A 15,245-nucleotide genomic window follows, 5' to 3' on the forward strand; every position below is an offset into this window, starting at 1 on the left:
TAATAAAAAGAAAAACCATGTCTCATAAACCGCTTATTCTCGCATCTTTAAGCCCGTTCAGAAAATCGATTTTGGAAAATGCTGGTCTCGAATTTGATGTTGAAGGAGCAAAAATAGATGAGCGTCAGCTCGAAAAAACTCTAGGTAAAATCACACCGGAGGAGCTTGCCAAAGAATTGGCAATAAAAAAGGCAGAAGATGTTTCCCGCCGGTTTCCAAATGCACTTGTTATCGGATGCGATCAAACACTGGAGCTTGAAGGAAATGCACTTCATAAAGTGGCAAATCTTGAGGAAGTGCGTCAGCGTCTTGCCGCCTTATCAGGTAAAACACATTATCTTCATAGTGGCATCGCTTTGGTAAAAGCCGGTAAAGCCGATTGGGTCGGGCTTTCAACGGCGAAAATGATTGTCCGTTCATTATCGCCCGAATTTATTGATTATTATATCGATAAAACAGGAGATGACGTTCAATCAAGTGTCGGTGCCTATCAGGTTGAAGGCTTGGGTATCCAGCTATTTGATAAAATAGAGGGTGATTATTTTACCATTATCGGTTTACCCCTCTTATTATTGTTGCAGAAATTACGCGAGACAGGAATCATCATTCGATAAGATGACAAATTTAATACCAGAAATACCCCATGCTTTTGTAACCGGTTATCCGGTCGGACACTCCCTTTCACCTCAAATTCATCGCTTTTGGCTCAAAAAATATAACTTGGCCGGAACTTATGATGCAGTCGAGGTTAAGCCGGAAAATTTTGAAACATTTATCACTTCGTTGCAAAAAAAAGGTTTTTGCGGTGGCAATGTTACGCTGCCTCATAAAGAAGAAGCCTTTCGCCTTTCCGAAAAAAAAGATCAGGCTGCAACAAGGATAGGAGCCGCCAATACATTATGGTTCGAGAATAACATACTTTGTGCAAGCAATACCGACGGTTATGGTTTTGAAGCCAATCTTGACGATTTTGCTCCCGGCTGGGGTGGAAATGCGGCACTTGTCATCGGCGCTGGTGGAGCGGCGCGCGCAGTGATCTATACGCTTGAACAACGCGGGTTCGAGAACATTTATCTTGTAAACCGGACGAGATCACGTGCCGACAAGCTTGCCGGTTATTTTGGTCATCAGGTAAAAGCACGCAATTGGAACGAAATTGATGATCTCGTTCCTCTGGCAGATCTAATCGTTAATACGACCTCTCTGGGGATGACAAATAATCTTATTAAAAAAGACAGCGAACCGTTTATTCACCTTGATCAGGCAAAGCCGTCGGTTCTCGTGACAGATATTGTTTACACGCCTTTGATGACGCCAATTCTCTTACAGGCCAAAGCTAGAAACCTCAATTATGTTGACGGAATCGGAATGTTGCTTCATCAGGCTGTACCGGGGTTTGAACGGTGGTTTGGAATAAGACCTGTTGTGGACGATGAATTACGACAAGAAATACTGGGTAAAATGGGCCAATAAATGATTATCCTCGGGCTTACAGGTTCTATCGGCATGGGAAAAACGACGACAGCCGGCTTTTTTGAAGAAGCCGGTGTTCCCGTTTATAATGCTGACAGGGCTGTTCATGAACTTTATGAAAGTAAGCCGGTTATTGAAGATTTAAGCCGTATTTTCCCTGATTGTTTGACAGATGGCCGGATAGACCGGTCAAAATTATCAAAAACAATTGTCAAGGATCCGTCAAAACTTGTCCTTTTGGAAAAGTTCATTCACCCGCTGGTGCGAAAAAAGGAAAAAGACTTTGTAAAAATGCACCGCGATCGGGGTGACCCGCTTGTGGTTCTCGATATTCCTTTGTTATTTGAAACAGGGCCTGAAGGGCGGGTTGATAAAATAGCAGTTGTTTCGGCACCAACCGAAATTCAGCGGCAACGAGTACTTGCCCGAAGCGGCTGGGATGATGAAAAATTAAACCGTATTTTGTCGCGTCAGATATCGGACGAAGAAAAGCGAAGGCGTGCCGATTTTGTTATTGATACGGGCAAAAGCCTTGATGACGCCAGAGAACAGGTAAAACATCTGATTTCCCGTTTGACATTGAAATAAACCGCCCGCCCATGAGAATGTGGATATTTTCGGCGCTGTTTTTGTAAAATTGAAATGACGGCTCAATCGCGAATTTTAGCAACGTTATATCCGGATTATCCATAGTTTCTTTCAAAGATATATAAATGTAAAAATCGTCAAAATGATTTTGCGTCGACTATTTTTGATAGCTAACCTTCCGGTCGTATTCACGCGAATATAGGCGCCAACAGTACCGGAAACAGGATTTGTTGTTTATTGCGTCTTCAAAACGCAAGAAAGATGGAAAATAATCCATTAAGAAGGTGTAATTCGTGCAAAAATGCCGGAGCAATTTAAAGGGCTGATGAGAGCAGATTTTTATGAGAGAAATTATTTTTGATACTGAAACAACAGGCCTTCACAAAGAAACAGACCGTATTGTCGAAATCGGCTGTGTGGAGATGGTTGATCGCTATCTCACTGATAAAACTTTTCACGTCTATCTCAATCCGCAAGGGGTGATTATTCCCGACGAGGTTGTAGCAGTCCACGGTCTTACCAATGAGCGCCTCAAGGACGAGCCGAAATTTGAAGAAATAGCCGATGATTTTCTTTCCTTTATCGAAGGCGCGACATTAATTGCCCATAATGCAAACTTCGACCTTGGATTTTTGAATGCAGAATTGGAGCGTATCCATAAGCCCCTCATCAGTGTTGATCGTATTATTGATACATTGGCAATGGCGCGACGGAAATTTCCGATGGGGCCTAATTCTCTGGATGCTTTGTGCAAACGTTTCGGTATCGATAATTCACGCCGGACGCTACACGGTGCTTTGCTCGACTCTGAAATTCTTGCCGATGTTTATATCGAACTGATTGGCGGCAAACAGGGGGCTTTGGGATTTGATGGAGCAAATTCAGATAGCAAATCCAACGAAAATGATGATCAGAATAAAATTGTTCTGAAAACGCGCCCCAAACCTTTGCCAAGCCGTTTGAGCGAAGAGGATAAGGCGGCCCATGACGCATTGCTTGCAAAAATCGGCGAAAAAGCCATGTGGAGCCACATAAAAAATTGAAGTGTCGGGAAAACCGGCAATCGGAGAGACCGGAAATATCCTGATGCCAGCCAAGTTGGTTTTCATAAAATCTGTAATGAAGATTATATCGGCATCCGGACTATCCGGAGTTTATGATAGCGGGATATAGCACTTGAAAATTTAAGGAAAAAGCGGACTTTGATTTTAACGCCCGCATTCAAATCTGTATGATTATTCAAACTTCAATAATAATTTTTTTCGCATCCCTTCGTAAAACCGCGCTTCAAATCGATCTGATCAATATCTTCAGGGGCTATTTTCGGAAAATCAGTTTAAAAAAATAGACCGTTGCGGAGAGGGGGGAACCACAACGGTCTTTTTTACTGCACTCACTCAACAGTCCGGAGAGGGAAAGTAGACTGTTGTATCCGGTAAACGGCGGGGGACAAAGCCGGACAACCGGACATATCGACGCAGTGTCGATAGGTCATATAAAAGAATTTAAAAATGGCTTTTCAAGGGCAACTATATTAACATTTTGTAACAAATGCGTGAAAAATGTTTAAAAAGGCTAACGATAAATTTTGCCTGCACCACATTTTCTATCGTTTGCTCATGGGCTTTTCGGGTTCAATGTGCTTTTAAACTTATATAATGTTTTTAAAATTCAATGTCAGGATTGACGATGCAAAAAAATGATCACCTTTTTCTCGTTGACGGTTCAAGCTATATCTTTCGCGCCTATCATGCCTTGCCGCCATTAACACGGAAAAAAGACGGTTTGCCGGTTGGCGCGCTGGCCGGTTTTTGCAATATGCTGTGGAAATTGCTGTGCGATGCGCGTGATACTGCAGTTGGCGTGGTGCCAACGCATTTTGCGGTCATTTTTGATTATTCGTCGGAAACATTCCGGAAAAAGATATATCCCGAATATAAAGCGAACCGCCCTACTCCGCCCGACGATCTTATTCCCCAATTCAGCCTTATCAGGCAGGCAACCCGCGCTTTCAATCTGCCATGCATTGAAAAAGAAGGTTATGAGGCAGACGACATCATTGCAACTTATGCTTCTGAGGCCACCCGAAGTGGTGCAAAAACCACAATCATTTCTTCCGACAAAGACCTCATGCAACTCGTCAATCAACAGGTTGGGATGTATGACAGCATGAAAGACCGCCCGATCGGAATTGAGGAAGTTGTCGAGAAATGGGGCGTTCCGCCTGAAAAGATGATTGATTTGCAATCGCTTACAGGTGATTCGACCGATAATGTTCCCGGTGTGCCAGGTATTGGCCCGAAAACAGCAGCCCAGCTTCTTGATGAATTCGGCGATCTTGATACGCTTTTGGCTCATGCCGGCGATATCAAACAAAAGAAACGTCGGGAAAATATTATCGAATTTGCCGATCAGGCAAGATTGGCGCGTCAGCTTGTAACCTTAAAAACCGATGTTCCGCTTGAAACCGGTCTTGATGGCCTCCTGTTGGAGCCAACCGACGGGCCGCGCCTTATCGGCTTTTTGAAAGCAATGGAATTCAATTCTTTGACGCGCCGTGTTGCGGAAGCGACCAATTGTGATGCAGCTTTGATCGAGCCGGTCAATCTTGAGGTTGAATGGGGAAAAAGTGCCCATGGGCCTGATCTTGAGGAAGGTTCCGATGTTGGCGGAGCGCCGGACGTGCGTGGCAATGTTCAAGAAGAACAAAAAAACGGCTCCGACGAAGCACAAGAAAACACCCCGCAGCTTCTTGCAGAAAAACGTAAAAAAGAAGCGCTCACAGAAAAAATAGATACGACCGCTTATCACACTATAACCGACGAAGCCGAACTGAAACAATGGCTCGACCGGGCAAAGGAGCAGGGGTTCTTTGCATTCGATACCGAAACGACCTCGCTTGACCCGATGCAAGCGGAACTTGTCGGCTTTTCTATAGGTCTTAAACCCGGTGAAGCGGCTTATGTGCCACTTAACCATGTCGATGGTAGCAATGATTTGCTGGGCGGTGGACGCTTAAAGGGACAACTTGATACACAAAAAGCGGTCGCTTTATTGAAGCCGGTATTGGAAAATCCGGCGATTTTAAAAATTGCGCAAAATATGAAATATGATTGGCTGGTGATGCGACAGTATCATGTCACAATCCGGTCTTTCGATGATACGATGTTGCTTTCCTATGTTCTGGATGCCGGAACATTGACCCATGGAATGGACGCATTGTCCGAACGCTGGTTGGGGCATAAGCCGATTACATTCAAAGAGGTTGCCGGAAGTGGAAAAACGGCAACCGGTTTTGCTGCTGTCGATTTGAAACGGGCAACCCAATATGCGGCCGAAGATGCCGATGTTACGTTGCGACTTTGGCGGGTTTTAAAACCCCAAATTGTCGCCCGCGGTGTTACCCGTGTTTATGAGCGTCTGGAGCGGCCATTGGTAACTGTTCTTGCCCGTATGGAAGAACGCGGTGTTCTGGTTGACCGGCAGTTACTGTCGCGATTATCCGGTGAGCTTGCCCAGTCGGCAGCAGCATTGGAAGATGAAATTTATCAACTTGCCGGAGAAAAATTCAATATCGGCTCGCCGAAGCAATTGGGAGAAATTTTATTCGGCAAAATGGGTTTGCCGGGAGGCTCGAAAACCAAAACTGGCCAATGGTCGACATCGGCTCAGGTTCTTGAAGATCTGGCAGCAGAGGGGCATGAATTACCCCGCAAGATTGTTGATTGGCGCCAGCTCACAAAATTGAAATCGACCTATACCGATGCACTCCCGAATTATATTTTACCTGAAACAGGGCGCGTTCATACGAACTATTCAATGGCTGCAACGTCAACCGGACGGCTTGCCTCGTCAGATCCGAATTTGCAAAATATTCCGGTTCGCACACCGGAGGGAAGAAAAATCCGTGCCGCTTTTATAGCCGGTCCCGGTAATTTGCTACTGTCTGCCGATTACAGCCAAATTGAACTGCGTGTTCTTGCCCATGTCGCCGATATCAAAGCTTTGAAAAAAGCATTTGCAGACGGCCTTGATATTCATGCAATGACCGCATCGGAAATGTTCGGTGTGCCGATCGAGGGTATGCCACCGGAAGTTCGTCGTCGTGCCAAAGCGATCAATTTCGGCATTATTTATGGCATTTCCGCTTTCGGACTTGCCAATCAATTGTCGATTCCGCGCGAGGAGGCAGCCCAATATATCCGCACTTATTTCGAACGTTTTCCGGGCATTAAAGACTATATGGAAAAGACCAAAGCTTTTGCGCATGAGCATGGTTTTGTCGAGACAATTTTCGGACGGCGTGCACATTATCCGGATATCAATTCCAAAAGTGCACAAGTGCGGGCTTTTAACGAGAGGGCTGCAATCAACGCACCAATTCAGGGGGCTGCCGCCGATATTATCCGTCGTGCCATGATAAAAATGGATGATGCGCTGAAGGAAGCCGGCTTATCGGCCAAAATGTTGTTGCAGGTTCATGATGAACTGATTTTTGAATTGCCTGAAAGCGAAGTTGAAAAGACCACCGCACTTGTAAAAAATGTGATGGAGAATGCGACAATGCCGGCACTATCCTTATCTGTGCCACTTAAAGTCGATGCACGCGCAGCTAAAAATTGGGATGAAGCCCATTAAAATGAGCCATATCGAAAGTATTATTCTGCTTATTGTGAATTGAAAACCGGCTGATGCTGCACTTGAAATAGAAAATAATGCTCCATATTGCTCCCTATTACTTTCACTAGGGAGCAATTTGATGAACCGCAATTTCCTTTTTCTTATTATCGGCGTTCTTATCGTTGTTGTTGCGGGCTTGGGTTATAAATTTTACCAACAGAAACAACAGCAAAAACCATCCGGCATCGAAATGACAATCGATAAAAATGGTGTTTCGGTCGATCGTCACTAGTGTTCCGATAAAACAATATTTAAAGAATGATAACAGCTAAAGGCAACGTGTTTTTCACTCGTCATAAATCTTGTAATTGCATTGTTGTTCACACCCCCGTCCCGATCAAGATAATAATATAGCTCGATTGGGTTAAGGATACTATTCTCTAAAAGAGGGAAGTCTGGTATCTTAAAAAAGCTTTTTGAAAAGGCGGAATTATTCACAGAAGTTTTGTAATTACTCGAACAGCAATTTAGGGAAGAAGTAATAGAAATGTTAAGTTACATTTTTTCTATTAAAGGTTTTGTTCTTTCACTGGATGGACTTCTACTTTCGTTCCTGATTGGTGCTGTGCTTGCCTATTTTACCAATATCAGTTTGAAGACGCTTTATCGCATTCCCTATATGTTCATGCTTGCCGTTGCGTTTTTGGGCTATGTTTTATTAACTTATGCAATCAATTTGCTAGTGTTCAGATTAATTGGCACATTGCCACTGGCATTTCTGGTATTGCTAGCAGCTGTCCCGCCATTTCTGTTCGGTTATGTCGCCATGTACCTTTCTGTTTCCCGTGCGCGGGACGGATTCGGTAAAAAAGGCGCTGCCTGGCTTCTGGTCATACCACTTCTCAATCTTGGCTTATTCATTGTCACGCTTGATGATGATCCGGAAGACAAAGAAGAAAAGCCGATCAACCGGAACCCGATTGGAACACCGGCTTTTATGAATGGTGCAACCGGTGTCATCGTCGCAACAATTATTTTCATATTGAGTTTCACAGGCGGAATGATGTTGGTGACTTATCCGAGCATCTACCGAATTCCGGAACTACTGTACATGGGAACCCGCTAACGGAATGATGTTTTTAGGTTAATGTACCAAAGCGGCGAATCTTTTTATCAGTGTTTCAACGGGCAGCTTGACAAGCCGAATATTTTGTAAAGCGGGCAAAAACCGATAATTGCGGTGAGAAGTGGTATAAGGCCGATCAAGCCAAACCAGCGCGCACCACTATCAAGAAAGAAAATAAGAGAAAGTAGAACAATACCGATAATGATACGGATAATGCGATCAACGCTACCAAGATTTTGTGTCATCCGAGAAGCCTTTCCAATTTAGTTCTCTTGTAGATTTAGGCCAGCATAAGGAAAAAAACAATCCATCCGCACTTATTTTGGCTTTTTACATATGGGTGGGAGTTTATGAAAACTGCTTTATTGGCTTGTTGTTTGTTTTTCAGAGCGTAGTTCTTGAATCTTGGCTGGTAAATTATGCAGGCGACAAAACGACAATAAAAAGCTCCGGAAGATTCATTCCGGAGCTTTTGTAAAATATGGATAAAATCTGCTTATTTGCGGTCGCGCGCAGCAAGAGTGCGAAGACGCAAAGCATTCAATTTGATGAAGCCGGCGGCATCTTTCTGGTTATAGGCACCGTGGTCATCTTCAAATGTCACAAGCGAACTCGAATAAAGCGATTTGTCACTCTTGCGACCTTCAATGATGACATTGCCCTTATAGAGTTTCAGCTTGACTTCCCCTTCAACATTTTCTTGCGACAGATCTATTGCTGCCTGCAACATTTTGCGTTCCGGAGAGAACCAGAAACCGTTGTAAATCAACTCGGCATAACGCGGCATCAATTCGTCTTTCAGATGCGCTGCACCGCGATCAAGCGTGATCGATTCAATAGCGCGGTGGGCTGCGAGCAGAATTGTACCACCGGGAGTCTCGTAGACGCCGCGTGACTTCATGCCAACAAAGCGGTTTTCAACCAGATCGACACGACCAATTCCGTTATCATGACCATATTTATTAAGTTCGGTCAGCAATGTTGCCGGCGACATTTGTTTGCCATTGATTGAAACAGCGTCGCCTTTCTTGAAGCCGATGGTGATAATGGTCGGTTTATCGGGTGCATTTTCAGGAGAGACAGTGCGCAAATGCACATATTCTGGAGCCGGAAGTGACGGGTCTTCCAACACTTTGCCCTCTGAAGACGAATGTAGCAAATTCGCATCGACCGAAAACGGCGCTTCGCCCTGTTTATCTTTCGTCACGGGAATCTGGTGCTTTTGGGCAAAATCCAGAAGTTCTGTACGGCTCTTGAAATTCCAGTCACGCCATGGCGCAATGATCTTGATGTCGGGGTTCAAAGCATAAGCTGAAAGTTCGAAACGAACCTGATCATTGCCTTTACCTGTTGCACCATGAGCAATCGCATCGGCACCGGTTTTTTTGGCAATCTCGATCAGATGTTTTGAAATGAGCGGGCGGGCAATCGATGTTCCAAGAAGGTAGACACCTTCATAAACTGCATTGGCGCGAAACATCGGAAATACGAAATCGCGAACAAATTCTTCGCGCAGGTCTTCCATGAAAATCTGTTTGGCACCAAGCATTTCGGCTTTGCGGCGTGCCGGATCAAGCTCCTCTCCCTGCCCCAGATCGGCTGTAAAGGTGATGACTTCAGCACCAAGCTCGGTTTGCAACCATTTTAATATGATTGAAGTATCAAGGCCGCCTGAATAGGCCAGTACAACTTTTTTAACGTCTTTCCACTTTTCCATTTTTTCTGTCCGATAATTAATGGCCCCAATTGATTGACCCGATTGAATTGATATGAGCTGTTTTATCAGGAGATAGCAACCATGCAAGCAATCAAAAATTTTTTCTTACATAAAACTTATAAAAACAGATTGAAATGGTTTGATAAAACAATAAGACAAAGATGATTAACGAGAGATCATGATCATGTCTTTCTTGCCAGACGCCCATGTGTTTTTGGAATTTGCCGGTGCAGCAATCATTTTGACACTCATTCCGGGGCCGGATATGGCGCTTTTTGTCGGCCGTGCTATATCGCAGGGAAAAGCGGCTGGCCTTGCCTGCATTGCCGGTTGTACAACAGGCATTATTATTCAGGTTTTTGCGGTCTCTGTCGGCCTCTCGGCGTTGATAATAGCCTCGCCAATGGCGTTTTTTATTCTCAAAGTGGCCGGTTCCGTCTATCTCTTATGGCTTGCACTACAAGCGCTTTTGAACCGGTCGAATTTTTTTGTCGACGGAAAAAAGCAGAAGAAACTCAGCGTAAAACGGAATTACCTTACCGGTCTTGCGATCAATTTGTTAAATCCGAAAGTTCTTCTCTTCAATTTGACCTTTTTGCCGCAATTTGTCGACGCGCTCGACCCGCATGCACCTGAAAAAATATTTTTTCTCGGAGCTTCTTTCATTCCGATATCCCTTCCTTTCACGGTTTCGATGGTTTTGGCTGCCGACAAATTTGCCAAAGCCTTAAAAGAAAATCCCCATTTTATAAGAATACTTGATTTTTTAATGGCCGGAATTTTCACAGCCTTTGCAGTCCGGCTGATCGTGACCGAAGTTAAATAAATATCGGCTTCATCTCATCGGGGAAAATGGCTATAAATTTGAAGGTTGCAAAAATTTGTATTCGGAAAAACGGTTAAAAACTTTATAAAATTCAATTTTCCATTGAATCCCGTTATCCGGCTTTTCCGGCCTCGAAAATTTCTTTTAAACGAGAGGATAAAGAAATGAGTGATTTCATATTTACGCCACCTGCAATTGTCGGTATCCCGATCAAAGGGAGTAATAAAGTTTTTCCGGTTCACAGGATTTATTGCGTTGGTCGCAATTATGCAAATCATGCAATAGAAATGGGGCATGACCCGTCAAAGGAAGCACCGTTCTTTTTCCAGAAAAATCCCGATAATCTGGTATTTGATGGTGTTTTCCCTTATCCGCCGAAAAGCCATGATGTCGAACATGAGATAGAGCTCGTTGTTGCTCTTCAAAAAGGTGGACAAAATCTGACAACGAAAGAGGCGCAGGATTGTGTGTTCGGTTTTGCTGTCGGCCTTGATATGACAAGGCGTGATTTGCAGGCAGAACTTAAAAAAGCGGGGCGTTCATGGGAAACGGCAAAAGCTTTTGAACATTCGGCTCCCTGTTCTCATTTGATTGAAAAATCTGAAACCAAAGACATGAACGAAGGTTCGATTACCCTTTCGGTGAACGGAAAAGGTCGCCAATCGGGCAATTTGAACGAGATGATCTGGAAAATTCCTGAAATGATTGCCTATTTGTCGCAATTATTTGTGTTGCAGGCGGGAGATATTATCATGACGGGAACGCCGGCAGGCGTGGGGCCGGTGCAAAAAGGTGACGAATTGGTTGGCCATATTGACGGGCTGGATGATCTGGTCGTGAAAGTGAGTTGAGGGGTGAGACACGCACATCCCAAAAAGTGTGAAACGGTTTTTGGATAAGATGTGCGTGCACTTAAAAAGCCACATCCCAAAAAGTGTGAAGCGGTTTTTGGATAAGATGTGCATATATTTTAAAAGCTGCATCCCGAAAAGCCGGTATGGTTTTTTTGAAAACTGTGAGCGTTAAACCGACTTCCTGATAGATTAAGGACGCGACGGACATGAAAACCGGATGATTCTGGCGGGCGCAATTTGAAAGCCGCTATCAGTGGCGGAACATCAGTTCTTGACGGTCTCTCCGGGATAGGCACCCCAAAGTTGATCTTGGGCAACATAGCCGCGTGTATGGTTGACATCAAGTTCGCACCATTTACCGTCACATTTATGAATTGTGGCGATAACACCGGGCTCGAGTTCGGCAGCGAGTGGTGCATTTTCACTCGGTTCCCGACGCATGGGGGCAAGCTTGGATTTGTCTTTTTGCCAAGGCGTTATCATTGCTGTGCGATGGCCCGATAAAAGGGACTGATAGACCCAACCTTCATCGCCATCCGAGTCGCGAATTTTACGCCATTGGTCATATTCCTGTGTAATTTCCACAGGCAATCCCTGTTTTTGATAAGAGAACACAACCGTATAATTACGTCCGGGACCAACGCGTACGTTGACACGCGCCGGTTTGATAGAAACAAAACGCGGCAATGGCAAACCGCTAGGCCCCACATTTTGGGAAGCTTCCTGAGCCGCTTCTTCTTCTGCAAAGCCGGAAGCGGGAAAAAATAACAAAGACAAACCCGTCAAAACCGAACAAATGCTTGCCAGGCAAAACATTCTTCCGAGGTTCGAAAAACGGAATTTGCTGAAACTGTCCACCGTATGTGCCTCTCTTCTCTTGTGTTCAATCAATTCTTTTCTGCTATAAGCAGACCAGACTCATGACAGCCTGTTGATCCTATGCCATAGTGCTGGTTAAAGAGGTCTCAATAATCGCGAAAAATATTGGAAATATTTCGAGGTTTTCTATGCAGGGGAAAAAATTACCGTTGGTCATTTTGACACGCAAGCTTCCGGAACAGGTTGAAAGACGCATGTGCGAGCTTTTCAATACCGAGGTTGTCAATCAAGATCGGCCGATGTCACGACAGGAACTGGTTGATGCTGTAAAACGCGCAGATGTTCTCGTGCCGACAATTTCCGATATTATCGACAAGGACCTTATCGATCAGGCGGGAGATAATCTCAGGATGATTGCCAATTTCGGCAATGGTACCGATAATATCGACATTAACGCGGCAACCGGTCGTAGTATCCTTGTGACCAACACCCCGAATGTTCAAACAGAAGATACCGCCGATATGGCAATGGCACTGATACTGGCGGTGCCGCGTCGCCTTGTCGAGGGTGCCAATGTATTGAATGAAAGCGGTATCTGGCCGGGTTGGTCGCCGGACTGGATGTTGGGACGGCGTATCTACGGAAGAAAACTCGGCATTATCGGCCTCGGGCGCATTGGTACAGCGGTTGCGCGCCGCGCCAAAGCATTCGGGCTTTCGATCCACTATCATAATCGCACCCGCGTCAGCGAAAAAATCGAAGAACAGCTTGAAGCGACCTATTGGGCCGATCTTGATGATATGTTGAAGACGATTGATATTCTTTCAATCAATTGCCCGCTTACCGAGAAGACCTATCATCTCCTTTCAGCCGAACGTCTTGCTTTGATGCAGGAAACAGCCTACGTCGTTAACACGGCTCGTGGTGAAATTATTGATGAAAATGCCCTCGCCCGACAGATAGAAAATGGCAAACTTGCCGGCGCAGGTCTTGATGTTTTCGAAAAAGAACCGAATTTCAGTCCGTCTCTTGCCAAATTGGCAAAGCAAGGCAAGGTGGTGCTTTTGCCGCATATGGCATCGGCGACGGTCGAAAGCCGGATCAATATGGGGGAAAAAGTCATCATCAATATCAGAGCTTTTATCGACCACCATCGTCCACCCGATCGCATTATCCCTGAAAAATTGCGTAGCTGATTCGTTTTTTAGCGAGTGTTCGACCTTTATAAAAAGCGGTGTAGCTAAAAATTTAAGGCACGCGGTTTGACACATCTTACCAAGCGTTATGACTTGAAAGCACTTGAGTTCGGTGACCTATGTTTTGTTGCTTACCGGTTTTAAAACTGATTATGTTTTGTTTTTTTCCGTTAAGCCAACTTCACAAAAGCCATCAGCTTTACATGTCATCAAATTCCCGAAGTGGACTATCTTCGAGTTTCCAAAAAAATGCAGGGTTGAAAGACCATTTGGAAAAGGCTTTTTCGACAAGTCTTGTTGTTTTTCATGAACCGGTCATTGAAGGATTTTGTCCGGAAACCGGAAAAGAGTTGCCTTAACTCTTTTCCAAGGTGCAATGGTTTATTTCATTATGAGTCGTGAGATTTCTGAAGTCCAAAGCCGTAATTTTATCGTCTTTGGTTTTTGATAGCGCTTTATGCCTTCTTGCTTTTCAAGAAAACTCAACGTGTGGGGACTGGTGTCTCACCGCTATAGTCGTAAAAACCGCGGCCGCTTTTGCGCCCCAACCAGCCGGCCTCGACATATTTTATCAATAACGGGCAGGGACGGTATTTCGAGTCTGACAATCCTTGATGCAAAACATGCATAATAGCAAGACAGACATCAAGCCCGATAAAATCGGCAAGTTCCAATGGACCCATCGGATGATTGGCACCGAGTTTCAAAGCTGTATCAATTGCATTGACATCACCCACGCCTTCATAAAGAGCGTAGATCGCCTCGTTAATCATCGGCACCAAGACACGATTGACGATAAAGGCCGGAAAATCTTCGGTAACAGTAAAAGTTTTTCCGATTGAAGTGACAAAATCGCAAATTGTCGAAAAGGTCTCTTCGCTGGTTGCAATGCCGCGCACCACTTCAACAAGCTTCATTTGTGGCACCGGATTCATAAAATGTGTGCCAATGAATTTTTCCGGACGGTTTGTGGTTGCAGCGAGACGGGTAATCGAAATGGTAGAGGTATTGGTCGCAAGAATTGTTGAAGGTGAAAGATTCTCGCATAGACTAATGAAAATATCTCTTTTAATATTCTCGTCCTCACTTGCTGCTTCAATGATAAGATCGGCATTTTTCAACTCATCCAAAGTCAGTCGGGTTGAAAGCCTTTTGATTGTATCAAGGCGGCTTTTCTCGCTCATTTTTCCGGCTTTGACGAGATGGGCAAGGTTTGATTTTATCGTCGAAATGGCATGTTCAATCTGTTCGGACGAAATATCGTAAAGAAGAACCTCGAAACCGGCAGTCGCAACAGCTTGGGCAATTCCTCCCCCCATTTGTCCTGCTCCGACAATAGCGACCGTCTTTATCATGCGCTGATTCCTCCTCTAGCGATTCTTTCCCGGCACCCATAATACATCATTTTTACCACAATCATTAGCATAACGGGCAGCAACAAACAGAAAATCCGAAAGCCGGTTGATATAGCCCAGAACATCTTTGCTGACATTTTCCTGTTTACTCAACGCAACAATGGTCCGTTCGGTACGTCTTGCGACAGTGCGGGCAAGGTGTAGAAAGGCGGATGCTTTGGACCCGCCCGGTAAAACAAAGGATTTCAGTGGCGAGAGTTTTTCATTCAACCTGTCGATTTCATCTTCAAGCCGTTTTGTCTGGGTGGAGAGAACGCGTAAATCTGTTTTATTTTCGCTCTGTTCAGGAGTTGCCAGATCGGCCCCAAGATCAAACAGGTCATTTTGTATTTCTTCGAGCATTTTGTCGAGATCGCTTACCGTCTCGAGACGGGCAAGTCCGATCGTCGCATTGGTTTCATCAATCAGGCCATAAGCATCAACGCGCAAATCGGCTTTCGAGCGTCTGGGGCCATTAACGAGGCCGGTTGTACCATCATCACCTGTACGCGTGTAGATTTTATTGATTTTGACCATTTTGGACTCCTCGGAAAATCATCTGTCTCATTTAAAAATATAGATAGATTGGCTTGTGGCAAAGTCCATTAAAGCAGTGTGATGTGATCAAATGA

15 protein-coding genes are annotated in these 15,245 nt (G+C 44.7%); 10 read left to right on the top strand and 5 right to left on the bottom strand.

Going from position 1 to position 15,245, the window contains the following annotated elements:
* Positions 1–17: 17 nt before the first annotated feature.
* The 7 genes from H3S82_RS01385 to H3S82_RS01415 all read left to right on the top strand — a co-directional run bounded on the left by H3S82_RS01385 (position 18) and on the right by H3S82_RS01415 (position 7,807).
* Complete coding sequence (locus H3S82_RS01385) at positions 18–614, top strand: Maf family nucleotide pyrophosphatase (RefSeq protein ID WP_198233416.1); 597 nt, start codon at positions 18–20, stop codon at positions 612–614.
* 1 nt (position 615) lies between these two features.
* The gene (locus H3S82_RS01390) at positions 616–1,473 is read left to right on the top strand and encodes a shikimate dehydrogenase (protein ID WP_198233417.1); all 858 of its coding nucleotides are present in this window, start codon (positions 616–618) and stop codon (positions 1,471–1,473) included.
* Positions 1,474–2,061 (top strand): dephospho-CoA kinase, encoded by a 588-nt coding sequence (gene coaE, locus H3S82_RS01395; RefSeq protein ID WP_198233418.1) that lies wholly within the window; start codon positions 1,474–1,476, stop codon positions 2,059–2,061.
* Between the two features lie 341 nt (positions 2,062–2,402).
* Positions 2,403–3,104: a DNA polymerase III subunit epsilon gene (dnaQ, locus tag H3S82_RS01400; protein ID WP_198233419.1), complete on the top strand. Its 702-nt coding sequence runs from the start codon at positions 2,403–2,405 to the stop codon at positions 3,102–3,104.
* Between the two features lie 646 nt (positions 3,105–3,750).
* On the top strand, positions 3,751–6,699 hold the full coding sequence (gene polA / locus H3S82_RS01405) for a DNA polymerase I (RefSeq protein WP_198237090.1): 2,949 nt from the start codon (positions 3,751–3,753) through the stop codon (positions 6,697–6,699).
* A gap of 121 nt (positions 6,700–6,820) precedes the next feature.
* Complete coding sequence (locus H3S82_RS01410) at positions 6,821–6,973, top strand: hypothetical protein (RefSeq protein WP_188317740.1); 153 nt, start codon at positions 6,821–6,823, stop codon at positions 6,971–6,973.
* 255 nt (positions 6,974–7,228) lie between these two features.
* A complete protein-coding gene (locus H3S82_RS01415; protein WP_198233422.1) occupies positions 7,229–7,807 on the top strand; it encodes a hypothetical protein in 579 nt (192 codons plus the stop codon).
* A 47-nt stretch (positions 7,808–7,854) separates the two neighbouring features.
* Here H3S82_RS01415 and H3S82_RS01420 read toward each other — a convergent pair whose 3' ends face one another.
* Positions 7,855–8,052: a DUF2892 domain-containing protein gene (locus H3S82_RS01420; RefSeq protein ID WP_077969633.1), complete on the bottom strand. Its 198-nt coding sequence runs from the start codon at positions 8,050–8,052 to the stop codon at positions 7,855–7,857.
* Between the two features lie 251 nt (positions 8,053–8,303).
* Positions 8,304–9,524, bottom strand: a complete 1,221-nt coding sequence (locus tag H3S82_RS01425; RefSeq protein WP_198237091.1) for an argininosuccinate synthase — start codon at positions 9,522–9,524, stop codon at positions 8,304–8,306.
* Between the two features lie 184 nt (positions 9,525–9,708).
* Here H3S82_RS01425 and H3S82_RS01430 point away from each other — a divergent pair, with 184 nt between their 5' ends.
* Positions 9,709–10,350 carry a LysE family translocator gene (locus H3S82_RS01430; RefSeq protein WP_198233428.1) on the top strand — a complete coding sequence of 214 codons (642 nt, stop codon included), beginning with the start codon at positions 9,709–9,711 and terminating at the stop codon, positions 10,348–10,350.
* Positions 10,351–10,514: 164 nt separating this feature from the next.
* Positions 10,515–11,201 carry a fumarylacetoacetate hydrolase family protein gene (locus H3S82_RS01435; RefSeq protein ID WP_198233425.1) on the top strand — a complete coding sequence of 229 codons (687 nt, stop codon included), beginning with the start codon at positions 10,515–10,517 and terminating at the stop codon, positions 11,199–11,201.
* A gap of 267 nt (positions 11,202–11,468) precedes the next feature.
* Here H3S82_RS01435 and H3S82_RS01440 read toward each other — a convergent pair whose 3' ends face one another.
* Entirely contained in the window at positions 11,469–12,020 is a 552-nt protein-coding gene (locus H3S82_RS01440; RefSeq protein ID WP_077969639.1) for an SH3 domain-containing protein, read from the bottom strand.
* Between the two features lie 191 nt (positions 12,021–12,211).
* On the opposite strand from H3S82_RS01440, the gene H3S82_RS01445 reads away from it, so the two are divergent.
* Positions 12,212–13,219, top strand: a complete 1,008-nt coding sequence (locus H3S82_RS01445) for a D-glycerate dehydrogenase (protein ID WP_198233426.1) — start codon at positions 12,212–12,214, stop codon at positions 13,217–13,219.
* 482 nt (positions 13,220–13,701) lie between these two features.
* Here the strand turns inward: H3S82_RS01445 and H3S82_RS01450 are convergent, their stop codons facing one another.
* Both H3S82_RS01450 and H3S82_RS01455 read right to left on the bottom strand, forming a co-directional pair.
* The gene (locus H3S82_RS01450) at positions 13,702–14,574 is read right to left on the bottom strand and encodes a 3-hydroxybutyryl-CoA dehydrogenase (RefSeq protein ID WP_198233427.1); all 873 of its coding nucleotides are present in this window, start codon (positions 14,572–14,574) and stop codon (positions 13,702–13,704) included.
* A 15-nt stretch (positions 14,575–14,589) separates the two neighbouring features.
* A complete protein-coding gene (locus tag H3S82_RS01455; protein WP_078038762.1) occupies positions 14,590–15,150 on the bottom strand; it encodes a cob(I)yrinic acid a,c-diamide adenosyltransferase in 561 nt (186 codons plus the stop codon).
* Positions 15,151–15,245 lie beyond the last annotated feature (95 nt).

This window comes from Bartonella sp. M0192 (assembly GCF_016102305.1).
GTDB lineage: Bacteria > Pseudomonadota > Alphaproteobacteria > Rhizobiales > Rhizobiaceae > Bartonella > Bartonella apihabitans.